Source organism: Rhodococcus sp. T7 (assembly GCF_009872365.1).
Lineage (GTDB): Bacteria > Actinomycetota > Actinomycetes > Mycobacteriales > Mycobacteriaceae > Rhodococcus_F.
In genome coordinates this window covers 71,862-90,293 of record NZ_WXYH01000022.1, presented here as the reverse complement: position 1 = coordinate 90,293, position 18,432 = coordinate 71,862, and the positions used below count along the sequence as shown (strand labels likewise).

At 67.6% G+C, this 18,432-nt stretch carries 23 protein-coding genes; 8 read left to right on the top strand and 15 right to left on the bottom strand.

Features of this window, described 5'->3' with window-relative positions; genetic code table 11:
* Nucleotides 1-77 precede the first annotated feature (77 nt).
* Together glp and MLGJGCBP_RS03530 are read right to left on the bottom strand one after the other, a co-directional pair.
* Nucleotides 78-1,337, bottom strand: coding sequence for a molybdotransferase-like divisome protein Glp (glp, locus tag MLGJGCBP_RS03535; protein WP_087559982.1), 1,260 nt, complete (start codon nucleotides 1,335-1,337; stop codon nucleotides 78-80).
* Nucleotides 1,338-1,356: 19 nt separating this feature from the next.
* The gene (locus MLGJGCBP_RS03530) at nucleotides 1,357-2,277 is read right to left on the bottom strand and encodes a UTP--glucose-1-phosphate uridylyltransferase (protein ID WP_087559981.1); all 921 of its coding nucleotides are present in this window, start codon (nucleotides 2,275-2,277) and stop codon (nucleotides 1,357-1,359) included.
* 105 nt (nucleotides 2,278-2,382) lie between these two features.
* On the opposite strand from MLGJGCBP_RS03530, the gene MLGJGCBP_RS03525 reads away from it, so the two are divergent.
* The 4 genes from MLGJGCBP_RS03525 (at nucleotide 2,383) to mscL (ending at nucleotide 4,734) form a co-directional block, all read left to right on the top strand.
* Nucleotides 2,383-2,991 (top strand): 5-formyltetrahydrofolate cyclo-ligase, encoded by a 609-nt coding sequence (locus MLGJGCBP_RS03525; RefSeq protein WP_160094073.1) that lies wholly within the window; start codon nucleotides 2,383-2,385, stop codon nucleotides 2,989-2,991.
* Between the two features lie 72 nt (nucleotides 2,992-3,063).
* Nucleotides 3,064-3,372 (top strand): FmdB family zinc ribbon protein, encoded by a 309-nt coding sequence (locus MLGJGCBP_RS03520; protein ID WP_015889437.1) that lies wholly within the window; start codon nucleotides 3,064-3,066, stop codon nucleotides 3,370-3,372.
* 97 nt (nucleotides 3,373-3,469) lie between these two features.
* Nucleotides 3,470-4,183, top strand: a complete 714-nt coding sequence (locus MLGJGCBP_RS03515) for an SAF domain-containing protein (RefSeq protein ID WP_160094072.1) — start codon at nucleotides 3,470-3,472, stop codon at nucleotides 4,181-4,183.
* A gap of 83 nt (nucleotides 4,184-4,266) precedes the next feature.
* Entirely contained in the window at nucleotides 4,267-4,734 is a 468-nt protein-coding gene (gene mscL, locus MLGJGCBP_RS03510; protein ID WP_160094102.1) for a large conductance mechanosensitive channel protein MscL, read from the top strand.
* 68 nt (nucleotides 4,735-4,802) lie between these two features.
* Here mscL and MLGJGCBP_RS03505 read toward each other — a convergent pair whose 3' ends face one another.
* The 10 genes from MLGJGCBP_RS03505 to mrf form a co-directional block, all read right to left on the bottom strand.
* Nucleotides 4,803-5,486 carry an MspA family porin gene (locus MLGJGCBP_RS03505; protein WP_160094071.1) on the bottom strand — a complete coding sequence of 228 codons (684 nt, stop codon included), beginning with the start codon at nucleotides 5,484-5,486 and terminating at the stop codon, nucleotides 4,803-4,805.
* 72 nt (nucleotides 5,487-5,558) lie between these two features.
* Nucleotides 5,559-6,245, bottom strand: coding sequence for an MspA family porin (locus MLGJGCBP_RS03500; protein WP_160094069.1), 687 nt, complete (start codon nucleotides 6,243-6,245; stop codon nucleotides 5,559-5,561).
* Nucleotides 6,246-6,501: 256 nt separating this feature from the next.
* Nucleotides 6,502-7,182 carry an MspA family porin gene (locus tag MLGJGCBP_RS03495; protein ID WP_160094070.1) on the bottom strand — a complete coding sequence of 227 codons (681 nt, stop codon included), beginning with the start codon at nucleotides 7,180-7,182 and terminating at the stop codon, nucleotides 6,502-6,504.
* Nucleotides 7,183-7,254: 72 nt separating this feature from the next.
* Nucleotides 7,255-7,941 (bottom strand): MspA family porin, encoded by a 687-nt coding sequence (locus tag MLGJGCBP_RS03490; RefSeq protein WP_160094069.1) that lies wholly within the window; start codon nucleotides 7,939-7,941, stop codon nucleotides 7,255-7,257.
* A gap of 664 nt (nucleotides 7,942-8,605) precedes the next feature.
* Nucleotides 8,606-9,166, bottom strand: coding sequence for a MogA/MoaB family molybdenum cofactor biosynthesis protein (locus MLGJGCBP_RS03485; RefSeq protein WP_005567398.1), 561 nt, complete (start codon nucleotides 9,164-9,166; stop codon nucleotides 8,606-8,608).
* On the bottom strand, nucleotides 9,166-10,659 hold the full coding sequence (locus tag MLGJGCBP_RS03480) for a S1C family serine protease (protein ID WP_160094068.1): 1,494 nt from the start codon (nucleotides 10,657-10,659) through the stop codon (nucleotides 9,166-9,168). The genes MLGJGCBP_RS03485 and MLGJGCBP_RS03480 overlap by 1 nt, the downstream gene beginning before the upstream one ends.
* A gap of 129 nt (nucleotides 10,660-10,788) precedes the next feature.
* Nucleotides 10,789-12,267 carry a sensor histidine kinase gene (locus tag MLGJGCBP_RS03475; protein WP_160094067.1) on the bottom strand — a complete coding sequence of 493 codons (1,479 nt, stop codon included), beginning with the start codon at nucleotides 12,265-12,267 and terminating at the stop codon, nucleotides 10,789-10,791.
* On the bottom strand, nucleotides 12,267-12,953 hold the full coding sequence (locus MLGJGCBP_RS03470) for a response regulator transcription factor (protein ID WP_005238656.1): 687 nt from the start codon (nucleotides 12,951-12,953) through the stop codon (nucleotides 12,267-12,269). The genes MLGJGCBP_RS03475 and MLGJGCBP_RS03470 overlap by 1 nt, the downstream gene beginning before the upstream one ends.
* Nucleotides 12,954-13,020: 67 nt before the next feature.
* On the bottom strand, nucleotides 13,021-13,629 hold the full coding sequence (locus tag MLGJGCBP_RS03465; protein WP_087562456.1) for a trimeric intracellular cation channel family protein: 609 nt from the start codon (nucleotides 13,627-13,629) through the stop codon (nucleotides 13,021-13,023).
* Nucleotides 13,630-13,697: 68 nt separating this feature from the next.
* Entirely contained in the window at nucleotides 13,698-14,972 is a 1,275-nt protein-coding gene (gene mrf / locus MLGJGCBP_RS03460) for a ribosome hibernation factor-recruiting GTPase MRF (protein ID WP_160094066.1), read from the bottom strand.
* A gap of 97 nt (nucleotides 14,973-15,069) precedes the next feature.
* Here mrf and rpmB point away from each other — a divergent pair, with 97 nt between their 5' ends.
* Genes rpmB through rpsR form a run of 4 tightly spaced genes read left to right on the top strand, consistent with a single transcriptional unit; the run spans nucleotide 15,070 to nucleotide 16,055 of the window.
* Nucleotides 15,070-15,306, top strand: coding sequence for a 50S ribosomal protein L28 (gene rpmB / locus MLGJGCBP_RS03455; RefSeq protein ID WP_160094065.1), 237 nt, complete (start codon nucleotides 15,070-15,072; stop codon nucleotides 15,304-15,306).
* Nucleotides 15,306-15,473 (top strand): 50S ribosomal protein L33, encoded by a 168-nt coding sequence (gene rpmG / locus MLGJGCBP_RS03450; RefSeq protein ID WP_160094064.1) that lies wholly within the window; start codon nucleotides 15,306-15,308, stop codon nucleotides 15,471-15,473. The genes rpmB and rpmG overlap by 1 nt, the downstream gene beginning before the upstream one ends.
* Before the next feature lie 12 nt (nucleotides 15,474-15,485).
* Nucleotides 15,486-15,791, top strand: coding sequence for a 30S ribosomal protein S14 (rpsN, locus tag MLGJGCBP_RS03445; RefSeq protein WP_087558673.1), 306 nt, complete (start codon nucleotides 15,486-15,488; stop codon nucleotides 15,789-15,791).
* 9 nt (nucleotides 15,792-15,800) lie between these two features.
* Nucleotides 15,801-16,055: a 30S ribosomal protein S18 gene (gene rpsR / locus MLGJGCBP_RS03440; RefSeq protein WP_005238639.1), complete on the top strand. Its 255-nt coding sequence runs from the start codon at nucleotides 15,801-15,803 to the stop codon at nucleotides 16,053-16,055.
* A 60-nt stretch (nucleotides 16,056-16,115) separates the two neighbouring features.
* Here the strand turns inward: rpsR and MLGJGCBP_RS03435 are convergent, their stop codons facing one another.
* From MLGJGCBP_RS03435 to MLGJGCBP_RS03425, 3 genes are all read right to left on the bottom strand, one after another.
* Nucleotides 16,116-16,709, bottom strand: a complete 594-nt coding sequence (locus MLGJGCBP_RS03435) for a DUF305 domain-containing protein (protein ID WP_160094063.1) — start codon at nucleotides 16,707-16,709, stop codon at nucleotides 16,116-16,118.
* Nucleotides 16,710-16,779: 70 nt separating this feature from the next.
* Nucleotides 16,780-17,175, bottom strand: a complete 396-nt coding sequence (locus MLGJGCBP_RS03430) for a DUF6153 family protein (RefSeq protein ID WP_236580901.1) — start codon at nucleotides 17,173-17,175, stop codon at nucleotides 16,780-16,782.
* A 131-nt stretch (nucleotides 17,176-17,306) separates the two neighbouring features.
* Nucleotides 17,307-18,359 (bottom strand): serine hydrolase domain-containing protein, encoded by a 1,053-nt coding sequence (locus tag MLGJGCBP_RS03425; protein ID WP_160094062.1) that lies wholly within the window; start codon nucleotides 18,357-18,359, stop codon nucleotides 17,307-17,309.
* Between the last annotated feature and the right edge of the window lie 73 nt (nucleotides 18,360-18,432).

The following is an 18,432-nucleotide window of genomic DNA, read 5'->3' as shown; positions in this document are numbered from 1 at the left end:
CTCGTCTCACACCGATGCTGTGTCATCTTGTCTCACGCCGATGCTGTGTCATCTCGTTCCACACTGCCGCAGTGTCATCAGCCACGCTGCGCCAGGAATGCCACGTCCACCTGGTCACCCGTCCGCACCTCGGTGATCTCGGGTTCGATGATGACGAGGCAGTTGGCCTCGGCCAGCGTGGCGAGCAGGTGCGAGGACGCGCCCGGCGCCCCGCCGAGAGCTTGGACGAGGTACTCCCCCGTGGCCTCGTCGCGCATGAGCTGACCACGGAGAAAACCCTTGCGGTTCTCGATCGACGTGATGGGTGCGACGGTGCGGGCGGTGACGACGCGGCGCATCGGCTGCCTGCGACCCAGTGCGATGCGGATCAGCGGGCGCACCATCACCTCGAACACCACCAGGGCGCTCACCGGATTGGACGGGAGCAGGAACGTCGGAACCTCGTCCCGGCCGAGCTGGCCGAAACCCTGGACCGATCCCGGGTGCATGGCGACCCGGTCGACCTCGAGGTTGCCGAGATCGGCGAGCGCGTCCCGGACGTCCTCGGATGCCCCGCCGCCGACCGCACCCGCGATGACGACGATCTCGGACCGGATCAGCTGACCCTCCACCACCTCACGCAGACGGCGCGCGTCGGCGTTCGCGATACCGACCCGGTTGACGTCGGCGCCGGCGTCGCGGGCGGCGGCGGCCAGCGCGTAGGAGTTGACGTCGTAGACCTGACCGGGTCCCGGGGTGCGGTCGACGTCGACGAGTTCGCCACCTACCGAGATGACGGACAGCCGGGGCCGGGGATGTACGAGCACCTTGTCGCGTCCCACCGCCGCCAGCAACCCGACCTGGGCGGCGCCGATGATGGTGCCTGCCCGGACGGCGACGTCGCCGGGCTGCACGTCGTCGCCTGCGCGGCGCACGTAGTCGCCGGAGCGGACCGGTTTGTAGATCTTGACGCGGGCCCGGCCGCCGTCGGTGCGGTCGAGCGGGAGGACGGCGTCGGCGAGCGTCGGAAGCGGAGCCCCCGTGTCGACCTTGACGGCCTGACGGGGCTGCAGCCGGATCGGCTGCCGCGAACCGGCCGTGACCTCGCCGACCACGGGAAGGGACAGTTCCACGGGCGCACCCTCGTCGTCCCGGATGTCGGTTCCGGCAGCCTGGACGTCGACGCTACGGACGGCGTAACCGTCGATGGCGGCCTGGTCGAACCCGGGAAGCGGCCGCTCGGTGACCACTTCTTCGGCACACAGCAGCCCCTGGGCTTCGGAGATCGCCACACGGACCGGCCGCGGCGCCACCGCGGCCGCGGTCACGATCGTCTGTTGCTCCTCGACCGACCGCAAGTTCTTGCCTCCCGAGCTTCTAGGATTCCGTCCGCTTCAATCGGTCGATCAGCCATTCGCGCAACGACGGGCCGTACTCTTCCATGTCCAACGCAAAGTCAACCGCAGCGCGGAGGTAGCCGCCGGGATTTCCGAGATCGTGTCTCGTGCCCCGGTGCACGACGACGTGAACGGGGTGGCCTTCCTTGATGAGGAGTGCGATGGCGTCGGTGAGCTGGAGTTCGCCGCCGGCGCCGGGTTCGATCCGCCGGAGCGCATCGAAGATCGCGCGGTCGAGGAGGTAGCGACCGGCGGCGGCGAACGTGGACGGCGCGTCCTCGATGGCCGGCTTCTCGACCATGCCGGTGACCTTGAGGACGTCCGGGTTCGTGGCGTCGGGGACCGTTTCGACCTCGAAGACGCCGTACGCGCTCACCTGGTCCTTGGGGACGTCGATGGCGCAGAGCACGGTGCCGCCACGCTTGCGGCGGACCCGGGACATCGTCTCGAGCACGCCGCGCGGCATCACCAGGTCGTCCGGGAGGAGCACCGCGATGGCGTCCTCGTCGTCGTCGAGGACCGACTCCGCGCAGCCGACCGCGTGGCCGAGGCCGAGGGGCTGGTCCTGGACGACGGACTCCACCTCGAGCAGGCCGGGAGCCTTGCGCACCTTTTCGAGCAGGTGGTACTTGCCGCTGGCCTCGAGCTTGCTCTCGAGGACGAGGTCCTCGACGAAGTGGGCGACCACTCCGTCCTTACCGGGCGACGTGACGATCACGAGCCGGCCGGCACCCGAGTCGGCGGCTTCTCCGGCAACGAGTTCGATACCCGGGGTATCCACGACCGGGAGCAGCTCTTTCGGCACGGTCTTGGTCGCGGGGAGGAATCGCGTCCCCATTCCCGCTGCGGGCACGACAGCCGTGCGAAAGGCGCTGGCGGTGTGCGGGGCGGCGTCTGTCATGCCCACACCTTAACTGTGCGGACCTACCAGTCAGTCACCAAGATCCTGTCAGCCGCCTCCCGGAACCCGCCGGAGACGCTGCCGGGCCGGCTCTAAGGTTGGGGCATGCACGCACGAACGAAGGACGAGTGGCGGCAACTGGTGCTCACCGGGCGGCGTGCGCTGACCCCCGAACTCCGCACCGCCGAGGACCAGGCGATTGTCGCGCTCGTCACACAGCAAATCGCCGGCGGATCGACCGTCTGCGCCTACGTCCCCACCGCGCTCGAGCCCGGGTCGCTGGACTTTCTGGACGCCCTACGGCAAGTCGCCGGACGCGTCCTCGTGCCCGTCACCCGCGGTCCCGGCCCGCTCTACTGGTCCGAGTTCACGGGCGCGGACTGTCTCGCCCCCGCGAGTTACGGCCTGCGCGAACCCACCGGACCGGTGCAGGAACCCGGCGAGATCCGTTCGGCCGACACCATTTTCGTTCCCGCCCTGGCCGTCGATCGACGCGGCGTGCGACTCGGCCGCGGCGCGGGCTTCTACGACCGCACCCTCGGGCTCGCCGCCCCCGGCGCGCGGCTGATCACGATGGTCCGCGACGAGGAACTGGTGCCCGAACTGCCGGAGGATCCTCATGACGTGCGTATGGGATGGGCCCTCACGCCCGGCTCGGGACTCGTCGCGCTCGGCGAACAACGGGGGCATCCAGGGCCCGGAATAGTTCCCTGATTAGCGTTGTTGGCACTGTCGACTGTAGAGTGCTAAAACCTGCGGTTTGACTACACAGTGCGGAGGAACCCAGTGCCCACTTATTCATATGCGTGCACGGAATGCGACAACCGTTTCGACATCGTCCAGTCGTTCAGCGATAACTCCCTGACCGTCTGCCCCGCATGCTCGGGCAAGCTGCGCAAGCTGTTCAACTCCGTCGGCATCGTCTTCAAGGGCAGCGGTTTCTACCGCACCGACAGCCGCGGCACGTCCGGAGCGGCCAGCGAGCCGGCCAAGACCGACTCTGCTCCCGCTGCCAAGTCGGAAAGTTCGTCGACGGCCTCGTCCAGCTCCACGAGCACCGCGACCGCCGCACCGGCCAAGGCTGCTGCCAGCTAGTTCTCGCGCTTTCGCGAGTTATCCACAACTTCTCGTCCATCCACAGGCGGGCCCGTTCGGCGTACCTACGGGCCTGCCGGTCTCCTAGCGTCGAACCATGTCGTTCGCCCCCGCCCAGACCGGTCACAACCGGTCGAACCGCGCACACCGAAGCCTGAGCCCGTCATGGGCCGACCGGCTGTCGGATCTCACCCATCCCGGCTGGGCCCGCACTCTCGCCGCCAGGCGCGTCCTGGCCGCCGCACTCGTCTGCCTCGCGCTGGCCCTCTTTGCCCGAGGGGACCCCGGCTCCGCCCGCTCCGGGGTCGTGGTGGCCGCGCGTGATCTGCAACCCGGCGTCGTCCTCACGGACGCCGACGTGGAACTGGTCGAATTCGAGGCCGGGAGCCTCCCCGACGGGGCCCTCACCGCCGTGTCGGATGTCGACGGACGCACCCTCGCCGGACCGACCCGCGCCGGTGAAGCCCTCACCGACGTCCGGGTGCTGGGCCCACGCCTCGCCGCTGCCGCAGCGGGCATGGACGACGCACGGATCGTCCCCGTCCGGCTCGCCGACCCGGCCGTCACGGAACTCCTGCGTGAGGGCGATCGCGTCGACGTGCTGACGGTCGATCCCGGCACACCAGCGAATCCGGACCGGCGGTCCGGAGCCACCGTCCTGGCGTCCCGCGCCGTCGTCGTGCTGGTGACTCCGTCCGAGAACGGACGTGACCAGCGCGAACGGGTGGTGATGCTGGCGCTTCCCGCGTCCGACGCCACGACGGTGGCCGCAGCGTCCCTCACGAGCGCGATCACCGTGACGTTTCAGTGACCCGTCACGCGGAGCCGGGCTGATCTAGGCTTTTCCGGGAGACAGTGATGGATGACTTGCCACCCACTCGAGGAGACGTCGACATGCTCAAGGGATTCAAGGACTTCCTGCTCCGGGGGAACGTCCTCGACCTCGCCGTCGCGGTCGTAGTCGGAGCCGCGTTCACCGCCATCGTCACATCGTTCACCAACAACGTGATCAATCCGCTGATCGCCGTTGCGGGCGGCGCCAACGACCTGGGTTGGGGTTATCAGGTAATCGCCGACAACCCGGCCACCTTCATCAACATCGGCGCCGTCATCACGGCCGTGATCAACTTCGTGATCATCGCCGCGGTCGTGTACTTCATTCTCATCGTCCCGGCCAACGCCGCGAAGAAGCGGTTCATCACCGAACCCGCAGACAAGAAGGCCAGCGAGGCCGACCTGCTGATCCAGATTCGCGACATCCTCGAAGCGAGCCTCCAAACCGACGGGGCGGCAGCGAGTTCCGACGGAGCGCACGCCATGCCGGCGGAGAAGGCCGCGAAGCTCGAGCAGACTCGCGAATAGCGTTTCGACGACTCCGGGCCCGTGCAGCAGCTGCTTGCACGGGCCCGGAGTCATGAGTGGAACGAATATCAGCCGAGGCTGAAGGGCTGTCCCCACAGGGTGACGGTGCTGCTCACGTTGTCCGTCTCCACGGACACGTTCACGTACGACCGCGCCTGCGCGTAGCCGGCGCAGCCGCTCACGCCGAGGGTCGAGTCGGCCCAGGAGACCGAACCGTCGGTACCCTCGAAGCTGTTGTATGCCGAGTGCGACTCTCCGCCGTAGGCGTCCGCCGCCTCGAGGTCGATGATGTCGACGCTGACCGCCTCACCGGGGCCGAGGGTAACAGCACCACTGCCGGCGGGCGTAACGGGAATGGATGTGGCAGCCCCGGTCACGAGGTCCGCGAGGTTCCCCGATTCGACGCCCGCGCCGGCTTCTGCGCCGAAGTCGACCTGGCAGGCGAGGACATAGCCGGGCTGGATGTCCGCACCGGTCGCTCCGGCGCCGTCCAGGTGGACCGAGGCCTTGCCGTTGACCCAGACGTTGCGGTGCAACGGCGTCGCACCCAGCGACGGCGAAATGTTCGCGCTCTCGTCCGTCAGGTTCACGTGCACCACGGTGCCGTCCGCCAACGTCTGCGTGATCGAACCACCGGGCAGCGGCACGAACGTATCGGCGTTCGCCGCACCGACGGAGAAGAAGCCCATGGTCGCGGCAGCAGCGGCACCGACCGCGGCCAGGCGCACACCGTTCTTACGGTTGATGATCATTGTTCCCTCTCAGGGATAGAAGCTCGCACACGCGAGAAAGTGGGTGGAAAGAACTGCGAAAGAAGACCGAAATCAGCCGATGCTGAACGGCGCACCGTACAGAACCGTCTTCGAGTAGTCGTTGCCCACGATCTCCACGACCGAATACGAACGAGCCTGCGCGAAACCACCGCACTTCTGAACCTGCAGCTCCGCGTCCTGGTACTGCAGCGCGTACACGCCGTCCTTCTTGATGTCCTTCGCACCGAGCGGCACGTACTTGACCTCACCCGCGGCCAGCGGAACCGACAGACCCGCGCTCGCCGAAAGCGAGTCCAGCCCCAGGCTGAACGACGGGTTCGCCGACAGACCCGTGATGTCCACCTGGCAACCCACGATGTACCCGGTCGACACCCGCGACACGCCATGCGTCGTCGCCGCATTCGTCCCGTTGTAGGTACCCGCGCTGTTGGCCGGCGCGCCATTCGCGGCCGGAACCTCGGTGACCTCCTTGATGCCCTTCACATCGGCAGTCACAGTTCCCGACACCCACGCCACACGACCGGTACCGTTGGCAGCCAACGACGGCGACGACAGAGCGCTCTCGGCGGTACGCGTCAACGTCGCATTCGGACCGGTCTTCGAACCATCAGGCAGCGGGATGAAAGTATCCGCGCTCGCCGCACCAGTAGACATCAAACCGAGTGCAACAGCCGCAGCAGCACCCAGGCCTGCAATACGGGCGCCACGGCGCAGGCCGGACTTGCGGTTCTCGCTCATTCGTTCCCCTCATCAGGCGTGTCTTCTCCGACCATCGGAGATCTCCCAACCGCCTAGCGACGGAATAAAATTAATGCACCTGAGGCCGAAAAGTTATACCGCCATGAGTGCATTTACAGAAGCGTTACCGAGCGAAGTTAGGTTGATCTGCGCGTAATAGGGATCTATAGCCATTATGGAAAAAGCAAACCGGGGGGCGTGACCATTCTCACGCCCCCCGGTTCCCGGAGGTTCTATCTATTTACGGAAAACCCGATCAGCCGATGCTGAAGGGCTCTCCCCACAGAGTAACAATGCTGCTGACGTTGTCGGTGCTCACGCCCACCTTGACGTAACTGCGGGCCTGGGCGTAGCCGGCGCAGCCGCTCACTCCGAGGGAGGAGTCGGCCCAGGTGACCGAACCAGACGTGCCCTTGACGGTGTTGGAACCACCGTGCGTCTCCGCACCATAGGCGTCGGGCGCCTCGAGATCGAGGACCTTGACGGTCTTTGCCTGGCCGGGGCCGAGGGTGATGCCGCCGCTGGTGCCGGCATCGACGGGGAGCGTGTCGCCCGAGATCAGGTCGCTCAGCGCCCCCTTGGTACCGCCGGTTGCGCCGCCCTTGGCGCCGAAGTCGACCTGGCAGGCGAGGACGTAGCCGGGCTCGATCTTGGCGCCCTTCGCGCCGGCGCCTTCCAGGTTCACCGAGGCCTTACCGGAGACCCACACGTTGCGGTGCAACGGCGTCGCACCCAGCGACGGCGAAATGTTCGCGCTCTCGTCCGTCAGGTTCACGTGCACCACGGTGCCGTCCGCCAACGTCTGCGTGATCGAACCACCGGGCAGCGGCACGAACGTATCGGCGTTCGCCGCACCGACGGAGAAGAAGCCCATGGTCGCGGCAGCAGCGGCACCGACCGCGGCCAGGCGCACACCGTTCTTACGGTTGATGATCATTGTTCCCTCTCAGGGATAGAAGCTCGCACACGCGAGAAAGTGGGTGGAAAGAACTGCGAAAGAAGACCGAAATCAGCCGATGCTGAACGGCGCACCGTACAGAACCGTCTTCGAGTAGTCGTTGCCCACGATCTCCACGACCGAATACGAACGAGCCTGCGCGAAACCACCGCACTTCTGAACCTGCAGCTCCGCGTCCTGGTACTGCAGCGCGTACACGCCGTCCTTCTTGATGTCCTTCGCACCGAGCGGCACGTACTTGACCTCACCCGCGGCCAGCGGAACCGACAGACCCGCGCTCGCCGAAAGCGAGTCCAGCCCCAGGCTGAACGACGGGTTCGCCGACAGACCCGTGATGTCCACCTGGCAACCCACGATGTACCCGGTCGACACCCGCGACACGCCATGCGTCGTCGCCGCATTCGTCCCGTTGTAGGTACCCGCGCTGTTGGCCGGCGCGCCATTCGCGGCCGGAACCTCGGTGACCTCCTTGATGCCCTTCACATCGGCAGTCACAGTTCCCGACACCCACGCCACACGACCGGTACCGTTGGCAGCCAACGACGGCGACGACAGAGCGCTCTCGGCGGTACGCGTCAACGTCGCATTCGGACCGGTCTTCGAACCATCAGGCAGCGGGATGAAAGTATCCGCGCTCGCCGCACCAGTAGACATCAAACCGAGTGCAACAGCCGCAGCAGCACCCAGGCCTGCAATACGGGCGCCACGGCGCAGGCCGGACTTGCGGTTCTCGCTCATTCGTTCCCCTCATCAGGATTCGTGCAGGTTCCCAGCCCCGACGATCGAAGCTGAGGAGTGGTCCATTTCGGGCCCAGCGCAGTATTCGCAGCAAAGGTGTCCGTAGCGTTAACTGCGGACGTCCAGTTGCCGGAATTTCGACACTAGAGACAAACCTCACCAAGAGGCTGGTCTGGGCGACGACGTGGCACCACGCCCCGCCCTCCATCTTCGTACTGACTCGTCAGGGACATTAACCTGAGCTAAGAACCGGGGCAACGTGATCAGCTCGTGACGCAATTGTGATGTGCCTCACAAAGTGGGAAACGAAACATTACCTGCGGGTAGCCACGCTTTGGGCTGATGCGAATGAAATCGGCCGTACCAGTGGTTTTCCTGGCGCGAATTTTCCGGTTACCGTTGGCCACACTTAGATTCTTCCAGATTTCAATCAGGCGCTTACCAGTGATGAGGGGGAACCTGACGCCGAATCCACTCCTCGGACTCCATGCGCCTGTCCACATACTGAGATGCCTCGTCCTGCCCGCGTTCGTCGGCCGTGGTGGCGGGGAAGACATCCCCGAAGATGCGTTCGAGCCGGGCCCTGTCGATCGGGGCCCGGCTCGGAACTGCCTGCTCGTCGGGCTCGCTGTGCGAACCCGGCTCGTCGGAACGAGAAATCGTCTCAGCCTTCCAGACCGGACAATTCGGAAATCACGTGTGCCGCGAGCGGCGTCAGGGTGGCCATGCCGTCCCGGACCGCGGCGCGAGAGGACGCGAGGTTCACCACGAGTGTGCTGCCGGACACACCGGCGAGCCCGCGGGAGAGACCGGCGTCCAGCGAACCGGCGGCGAGACCCGAAGACCGGAGGGCCTCCGAGATTCCCGGAATCTCGCGGTCGAGGACCTCGGCGGTGACGTCGGGGGCGACGTCGCGGGGCGACACGCCGGTGCCGCCGACGGAGACGACGAGGTCGACGCCGCCGATGACGGCGGTGTTGAGCGCGTTACGGATCTCCACCTCGTCGGCCGCCACCGCGACGATGGCGTCGACGATGAAGCCGGCCTCGTTCAGCAGTTCCGTCACCAGAGGCCCGATGGAGTCCTTGCCGTCACCGTGAGCGGTGCGGTCGTCGACGATTACCACCAGCGCGCGGCCGGCCAGCGAGGCTTCGATGTCCATGGTCCCTACCGTAGTGGCCCCGTTCAGAACGGACTCGACCTGCCCGAGAATCCCCGTGTTCATCAGCGGCCGCCCTGTTCGGCGGTTCCGAGCGTGACGTCGACGGTCTTGGAATTCGATCCGTTCCCGTCGGTGTAGGTGATGGACACGTTGTCTCCCGGTGCGTGTGAACGGATGGCGGCGATGAGCGCGTCGCCGCTGGTGATGACCCGGTCGTCGACCTTCGTGATCACCGAGCCCTTCGGAATTCCCGCCTTCTCCGCCGGGCTGCCCGACGTGACCTCGACGACGGTGGCACCGTTGGCGGCGTCCTGCGACGGGACCTGGATCCCGATGACGGCCTGGGTGGCCTTGCCCGTCTTGACCAACTCGTCCGCGATGCGCCGCGCCTGGTCGACGGGAATCGCGAAGCCGAGACCGATGGAGCCGCTCTGCTCGCCCGCGCCGGAACCACCGATACTCGCGATGGCGGTGTTGATGCCGATCAGCTGACCGTCCATGTTGACGAGAGCGCCGCCGGAGTTGCCCGGGTTGATCGCCGCATCCGTCTGCAGGGCATCGATGACGGTGTTCTGGTTGCCGGACTCACCGCTGGTCGACACCGGGCGGTTGAGCGCCGAGATGATGCCCTCGGTGACGGTCCCGGCGAGGCCGAGAGGCGAACCGATCGCGACGACCTGCTGTCCGACCTGCACGTTGCCCGAAGTGCCCAGCTCGATCGGGGTGAGGCCCGTCTTGCCGTCCACCTTGATGACCGCGAGGTCGGATACCGGGTCGGCGCCGACCAGCTTGGCGTCCGCGGTGCTGCCGTCCGAGAACGCGACCGTCAGCTTGCCGCCCTTGGCGGCCGCGCCCGCGACGTGATTGTTGGTGAGGATCATGCCGTCGGACGAGATGACGATGCCGGATCCCTCGCCACCGGAACCGCCCGCCGTCGCCACCTCGATCTGGACGACGCTCGGGACCACCTTGTTCGCGACCGCCTGCACCGACCCCGCCGGTGCATTCGCGGCCGGGGTCGCGGTGTTGTTCTTGGGGGCGTCGAGGGAGTTGGTCACCGCGGCGCCGCCGCCGTTCCGATCCGTCGCCAGCGAACCCACGACGCCACCGATGCCGCCGCTCACGAGGGCGAGCGCCACAGCGCCCACCACGATCGCCGTGCGTGCGGGACGTTTCGTCGCGGTCGCCGTCGACCCCCCGGCGGTCTGTCCGGGCCCCTGCAGGCCGGGGAACGGGCCCTGAGGCGTCCCCGGCTGCCCGGCCGCATGCTGGGCACCCGGATGTCCCGGAGCGCCGTGCTGGGGGTGCCCGAACTGCTGGGTGGGCTGGTGCGGCACACCGTACGGATTGCCCTGGGGGTACCCGGCGCCGTAGGCCTGCTGCCCCGCCGGACCGCCCGCGGGGTTGTGCGGAGTGGTCGGGAACTGCTCGGTCGGGTGGTACCCCGGCGTCGGCGGCTGCGGCTGTGGGTTGGCCGGCTGGTCGGGGCGCCCGCCCCGGTCGCCACCGGCGTTCTCGCGGCTGTCGCCGTCGTGGCTGTTTCGATCCTCGCTCATCGCATCACTTCCATCTCCCGCGACCACCCGCAGGGGCAGTCGCACCGTCTCTGTCTACGAGAGTGCCCGGTGGGACTGAGAGGGTCCTGAGACCGGCCTTTGAGTTAGCCGAGACCTCGAGCTTCGAGCCTATTCCGCTTCCGGTTCCCCCGGAAGGACGATGCGGATGAGCGCACCGCCCCGTTCGGAGACGTCCACCGCGATCGTGCCGCCGTGCTTGACCACCACCTGCCGGACGATCGCCAGCCCCAGCCCGGAGCCGGGCATCGAGCGCGACGCCGTGGACCGGTAGAAGCGGTCGAACACCAGCTCCCGGTCCTCCTCCGGAATACCCGGGCCCGCGTCGTCGACCGTCAGCTCGAGAAGTCCGTCGCCTGCCGGTCTCATCGCCACCCGCACCTGCTCACCGGTCGGACTCCACTTGGCCGCGTTGTCCAGGACGTTCAGCACCGCCCGCGACAATCCCGCGTGGTCGCCGTAGACGAACCAGGGAACGGTGACGGCGGTGAAGTCGATCTCGTTCCGCCTGCGTCGCGCACGCTCGAGGCTGCGGTCCACCACTTCACTGAGATCGACTCTCTCGAAGACGGTTTCCGGTGCATCCTCGCGGGCGAGGTCGACGAGGTCGCCCACCAGCTGCGAGAGTTCCTCGATCTGCGCCACCACGTCGGTGCGCAGTTCGGCCATGTCCTCGTCCGGAATGTGCGGCGCACCAGGACGACTCGATGCGATCAGCAACTCCATGTTGGTGCGCAACGACGTGAGCGGCGTCCGCAGTTCGTGTCCCGCGTCGGCAACGAGCCTGCTCTGCCGCTCCCGCGATTCCGCGAGCGCCCTCAGCATGGTGTTGAAACTTTCGGTGAGCCGTGCGAGTTCGTCGTTGCCCGTCACCGGCATCGGTGTCAGGTCGTCGGTGCGCGCCACCCGTTCCGTGGCGGCGGTGAGCCGGGCGATCGGACGCAGACCGGTGCGTCCCACCGTTGTTCCGGCGGCGGCCGCGAGGACCACCCCGCACCCGCCGACGATGAACAGCACCCAGGCAAGCCGGTCGAGCACCGCCCCCGTCGGCGCCAGCCGCTGGGCGATCACCAGCGTGCTGCCGTCCTGGGTGCGCTCGGCCAGCACCCGCTGGTTGTCCGCAGTGCGCAGGGACGTCTCCTGCTCGCCGCGCGCCACCGACAGCTCCGGCTCGCCGATCGGCACATTGGAACCCGGTGGCGTGTACGTGTCGAGGTCCGGAAAGACCAGCGCCACACTGATGTCCGTCGTGTACAGCGTCGCGCCCGCGATGTACCGCGGATCGAACGTCACGAGGTTGCTGTCGATCAGCGCCGACGCGCGGTTCCGCAACTGATTGTCGACATCGGCGTACAGGGCCCGCGACACCACTGCGTACGCCGCGATCGCCATCACCGCCACCGCGATGGCCACCACGGACGCGGCGAGCAGCGTCACCCGCCACCGCAACGAGACCGACCGGGTCAACGGCATCGGAGGCCGCATCTCGGGCGGTAACGGAATCGGTCCTGTGGGGTACCGGGAAATGTGGTGCGTGTCGTGCTTCGCCGCCCCCGACTTGGGGGCAGTTCTGTGGAACGGAACAGCCATCACGGAGGAGTCTCCCGCAGCACGTAGCCGACCCCGCGGACGGTGTGCAGCAGGCGGGTCTCGCCGTCCGCCTCCGTCTTGCGGCGCAGATATCCGACATAGACCTCGAGCGCGTTGCCGGACGTCGGGAAGTCGTAACCCCACACCTCCTCGAGGATGCGGCCGCGGGTGAGCACCCGGCGCGGGTTGGCCATCAGCATCTCGAGGAGCGAGAACTCGGTGCGGGTGAGGCTGATGGACCGCTCGCCGCGCGTCACCTCGCGGGTGACCGGGTCGAGCGTGAGGTCCTCGAACGTCATCTTCTCCGAATCGATGCCCGGCTCCGGGGCGGCGCGGCGCAGCAGCGCACGCAACCGGGCCAGCAGCTCCTCGAGGGCGAACGGTTTCGGCAGGTAATCGTCGGCTCCGGCGTCCAGGCCCGACACCCGCTCCGACACGGAATCGCGCGCCGTCAGGACGAGAATCGGCAGGTCGTCACCGGTGCTCCGCAACCGGCGGCACACCTCGAGACCGTCCAGACGCGGCATCATCACATCGAGCACCAGCGCGTCGGGGCGCGCGTTCGCGACCTTCTCGAGAGCGTCGATACCGTCGACGGCCAGTTCCACCGAGTACCCGTTGAAGCTGAGCGACCGCCGTAAGGACTCCCTCACGGCGCGATCGTCGTCGACCACCAAAATGCGCATACCCGACAGTTTGGCCCGATCAACTGAGATATGTCTGAGAAGGGACCGCTAATGGGGATGTCGCCGGTCACTCGACGACGCGCGGACCCGGCAGACCCCAGTTCCGCCACAACGCCACCAGCCGCAGCGCGGACGCGAACACCGTCCCCACCACCAGCGCCACATCGGTCCCCGAACCCCACTCGCTTACCGCGACGACCAGCGCCGAACCGAGCAGCGCCGGCACCGCGTAGAAGTCCCGCTGCAGCAGCAACGGGACCTCGTTCACCAGCACGTCGCGCAGGATGCCGCCGCCGATCGCCGCCGTACCGCCGATGAGGCACGATGCCAGCGGACTCGCCCCGTGGTCGAGCGCGATCACCGCGCCCGTGCTCGCGAACAGGCCCATCCCCAGGGCGTCCAGCACCAAGATCTCCCGGCGAAGCCGCCCTACAGTCGAATGCAGGAAGAACACCAGCAACGACATGACGAACGACGTGCCGAGGTTCGGCCAGCTACCCAGCGACGTCGGCGGGTGGATGCCCAGCAGGACGTCGCGGACGATGCCACCACCCAGAGCGGTGAACACACCGACCACGCACACACCGAAGATGTCGAGGCGCTTCGTCACCCCCACCAGGGCGCCCGACGCCGCGAACACCGCGATGCCCACCAGTTCCAGGATGTACAGCAGCACCCGCCAAGGTTCGCACGGCGTGCCTTCGGCCCGTGAGTACTTATTAACGTGGGGCGGTTAACAAGTACTCACGGGCGCTGGCGCTGTCCCTCTCTCGATTCGGGTTCTGCGTAGGGTGATTCGCCGCTCTCGCAGGGGTCCTCGTGGAACTGCCCGAACGGGTCGGGCCACGACCGCCATCCGGCCTCGTCCGCGAGTTCGTCGTCGGTGACGAGCGCCCACTGCAGCGTGCGGTCGATCTCGGTGGGGTCGGCGGTGTGCACCAGCACCACGATCGACGTGTGCCGGTCGCCGAAGCGTTCGTCCCAGCACAGCGCTGCCATCGCACGACGCGCGACCCCGACCTGCTCCTGCTCCTCCGGGGTCATGGCCGCCAGCCAGCGGTCGGCGGCTGCCACCCGCAGTCCCCCACCGGCCGACTCGAGCCACAGCGCCTCGTCCGGCTGCGTCGCGACCCACACGCGTCCGCGTGCGGTGACGACGCCGTCGAGGAGCACGTCGACGGCCTCGTGCAGCCGCTCCGGATGGAACGGGCGGGTGGCGGTGAACTCGACGAGCATCACGCCGCAGTCGTGGGACAGCGGCGGCTGCCCGCGCAGCAGCGGTGAGTGGGCGTGGGACGGCTCACCGCGTCGCGCGCCGGCCGGGATGTCGAGGAGCAGTCGTTCGACGTCGGGGGTGACCCCGCCCCAGCTGATCGGTGCGCCCGGTGCGAGCCGCGCCAGGACGGCGTGAAGCCTTGCCTGCTGCCAGCCGTCGCCCGCGCTGCCCGACACCACCAGGGCGTCGGCGAAATCCACCTGCCCGACCGCGACCTGCGCCACGGTGCGGTCGTCGTCCAGCGCGTCGTCGCCGGTGGCATCGGCCAGCCACGACCGCGCGTCGAGGCAGGTGACGACGCCGTCGACGCGCACGTCCCGCGACGCCGGACCGTCGATCTGCCCGACCGCACCAGACACCGACACGTGCTCGACCGCCCAGCAGACGGCCTCGGGTTCGAGCCTGCGGTCGAGGTGCAGCACGATGCGCTGCACCGAACTGCGGGTGTGCAGGCGGCGGATCAGCGGGAGGAGGTCCTCGCGCAGCGTGCAGGAGATGCAGCCGTGTGTCAGTTCGAGGATGCGGAGGCGCTCGCGCGGCGCCCCCGACTCCAGCGTGGTGACGGTGCGTCGCACGACGCCTTCGTGCACGAGGTCGAGGTCGTGATGCACGACGACGGTGCCTTCGCGGAGCAGCGAGCGCGCCGCGTCCTCGGTGGGGCCGCTCCAGCCGGATACCAGGATCAGCGGCGTCCGGCCGTCGACTATCTCGTTCACGAGCACCCTTTCGATAACGATTGTCATTACGTGGACAGAACGCTACATTGGAATCTCATCGTTGTCGAAAATGATTGTCATCCCCCTCTTGCGTAGTTGTCGCGGAGGGCAGAGAGGAACGCCCATGTCGCCGCACTGCCAGGTGACCGGACGCCAGCCAGGATTCGGCAAGTCCGTCTCGCACTCCCACAAGCGCACCAACCGGCGCTGGGATCCGAACATCCAGAAGAAGACGTATCTCCTGCCCAGCGAGGGCAGGCGGATCACCCTCGCGCTGTCCACGAAGGGCATCAAGACCGTCGACCGGGACGGCATCGAAGCCGTCGTCGCCCGGATCCGGACCCGCGGGGAGAAGATCTGATGGCCGCCCGCAACGAGATCCGCCCGATCGTGAAACTGAAGTCGACGGCAGGCACCGGATACACGTACGTGACCCGCAAGAACCGCCGCAACGACCCGGACCGTCTGGTGATGAAGAAGTACGACCCGCTCGTGCGGAAGCACGTCGATTTCCGAGAAGAGAAGTAGAAGACACCGCACATGGCAAAGAAGTCGAAGATCGCGAAGAACGAGCAACGCAAGATCGTCGTGGCACGCTGGGCCGAGCGTCGCGCGGAGCTGAAGGAGACCATCCGCCGCCCGTCGAGCAGCGCAGACGAGCGCGCGGAGGCCCGAGCGGCACTGCAGCGTCTGCCCCGCGACGCGAGTCCGGTACGATTGCGCAATCGAGACGCTGCGGATGGACGTCCGCGCGGCCACCTGAGGAAGTTCGGGCTCTCTCGCGTGCGTGTTCGCGAGATGGCGCACCGCGGGGAGCTGCCAGGCGTCCACAAGTCGAGCTGGTAAAGGAAGAAGATGGCAGTCAAGAGAGCACCGTCGAAGAAGCCGCGTCCCGTCGAGGGCCGCAAGCCCAAGAAGAACCCGTTGTTCGCGGCCAAGATCGAGTACGTCGATTACAAGGACATCAACCTCCTCCGCACGTTCATCTCGGACCGCGGCAAGATCCGCAGCCGCCGCGTCACGGGCCTGACCCCGCAGCAGCAGCGTCAGGTTGCCGTCGCCGTCAAGAACGCTCGCGAGATGGCTCTGCTGCCCTTCACGAGCCGGTAACTCGCAAGGCACCGAAAAGGCCCCGTAATCCTCGGATTACGGGGCCTTTCGTCATTCCGGTCAGCCGAGCGCGGCCTGCATGTCGGCGATCTCCCTCTGCTGGGCGGTCACGATGTCGGCGGCCATCTGCTTCGCGTCCGGGTTCTCACCATCGGCGAGTTCGACGTTCGCCATCTCGACCGCGCCCTCGTGGTGCTCGATCATCATGGTCAGCCATTGCCGGTCGAATTCGGTGCCCGACAGTGCCATCAGGGCGGCCATCCGATCGGCCGACATCATGCCGTCGCCGTGGTCCATGCTGCTGCCGTGGTCCATGCCGGACGCCGGAACCGGTTGTCCCCACTGCTGGAGCCACGCGGTCATCCGTTCCATCTCCGGTTGCTGCGCCGCCTTGATCGCGGCGGCGAGAGCGACCACGTCTGTGTTGTCGGTGCGGCCTGCGACCACGTCGGCCATCTCCACCGCCTGCGCGTGGTGCGGGTACATCCCGTTCAGGAACGCGATGTCGGCGTTGTTGAACCGCGCCTGCGATTCGACGACGGATGACGTGGCACCGGACGTCGACGGGGTGCCCGCCGAATCGGTGCTGCATCCGGTCAGGACGAGAGCAGCGGCCGCCGCGGCGGAGATCAGGGCTGTGCTGGTGGTACGCATGAGGAACTCCTCGGAATCAAATCGGAAAATGACAGTCGGATCCGCCGGGGCACACGCCCCGGGCTCCCTGTCACACCCGCAGAATCGAGAGTTCCGCCAACGACAACACCGTCCACGGCGGCGGGCCGCGCCCCGACTGCACCCGGCCGGCGCTCACCCGCGACCGTCGCGCCGCAGGATCCGCGGACTGCCACCACAGCAGCATCGCCGATGTCAGCGCGGCGATCACCACGATCACACCGGCACACTGGTGGCCGGTGAGATGGGGTTGCTCGCAACCGTCCCCGCCGCATCCGTGAGGGTCCTCGGCGTGGGTCGCGGTGGCCGAGGGTTGTTCGTGCACCGCGGCGATCGCGGTCGGCGCGATCAGGCTGTGCATGAGGAGCACCCCGGCGGCGACGACGATCAGCAGCGCGGCACGAGCCGCGACCCTCTGCCTCCGCCCGGTTGCCGTTTCCACAGGCACCACTGTAACCGGACATACCCGGCGGGGGTACTCAGGTGAGTGGCAACGCGTACCCGAGGACACTTCGTCACTCACGTGGGGCGGACGCCGGGCAGGTGAGTGACAAAGTGTGCCGGGGGACGCTTTCGCACTCACATGGGGGTGTGCGCGAGGGTCTCCAGGCCCTGCTGCTCGAGTCCGCCGATCGTGTCGGTGAGAATGACGAGCCCGCGGTCGTTCGCCCGGTCGAGCACGACAGTGCACTGGAAGCCGCCCGTCGCGCCGCCGTGCAGCGTGTAGTCCCGGCCTTCGAACGGGACGATCGACCACGTCAGCGCCCGGTAGTTGGCGCCGACCCACCGCGGATCCATTGCCGTGCTGCCCGGGACCGTGCCGTCGAGCAGAGCCCGGACGTACGTCGACATGTCGTCCGCCGTGGACCGCAACCCACCGGCCGGGGCGTACGCGTCCAGCGGCCACGGGTCCTGCGACCGGTGCAGGACGTCGAATCCGCGGGTGACGTCCGCGGGCAGGTCGGCGGCGGTGAGCGGCATCCACGACTGCGACAGTCCGAGCGGGACGAGCATGCGCTCGCGGAGCAGCGACGGGTAGTCGGTGTGCGCGGCCGCGGCCAGCGCCTGGCCGAGCAACGCGAAGCCGACGGTCGAGTAGGAGTAACTGCCGCGAGTGGTGAGCGGCGCCGACCGCAGTTGCTCCAGCAGCGTGTCCGGGTCGTACGTGAACGGGTTGGACGCGACCACCCAGTTCCCGACGGCCACCACGGTGTCCGTGCTCATCGGGAACTGCGCCAGCCCGGACGTGTGGGACGCCAATTCGAGCAGCGTCACGTCGCCGACCGGCGCGCCCTGCAGCGGCAGCACGTCCGCGACCTTCGTGTCCTCCCGCACCTCGCCGCGGGCGACCGCGTCGACGAACAGTCCCGCGGTGAACGTCTTGGTGACGGAACCGATCTCGTAGTCTGTGTCCTCGGTGGCCCCGAAGTTCGCGAACCGGGTGCCGGAGGAGTCGAGGTACGCGACGCTCGCGTGCTCGCGGTAGCTACGCCCGAGGACCTGCCCGGCGAGCGCGATCAGAGCGGGATCCCCGCTCGACGGCGGGGCCAGCGCCGACGCCACGGGCGCGGCACCCCAAGCAAGAGTCCACGCGCAGAACAGCGCGCAGAGAACGGTCGTACGACGCAGCATTGCGACTCCTCGAGCGCGACGGAACGCGCACACAGACGATGTTCCCGACCGGACGCTATTGTCACTCACCCGA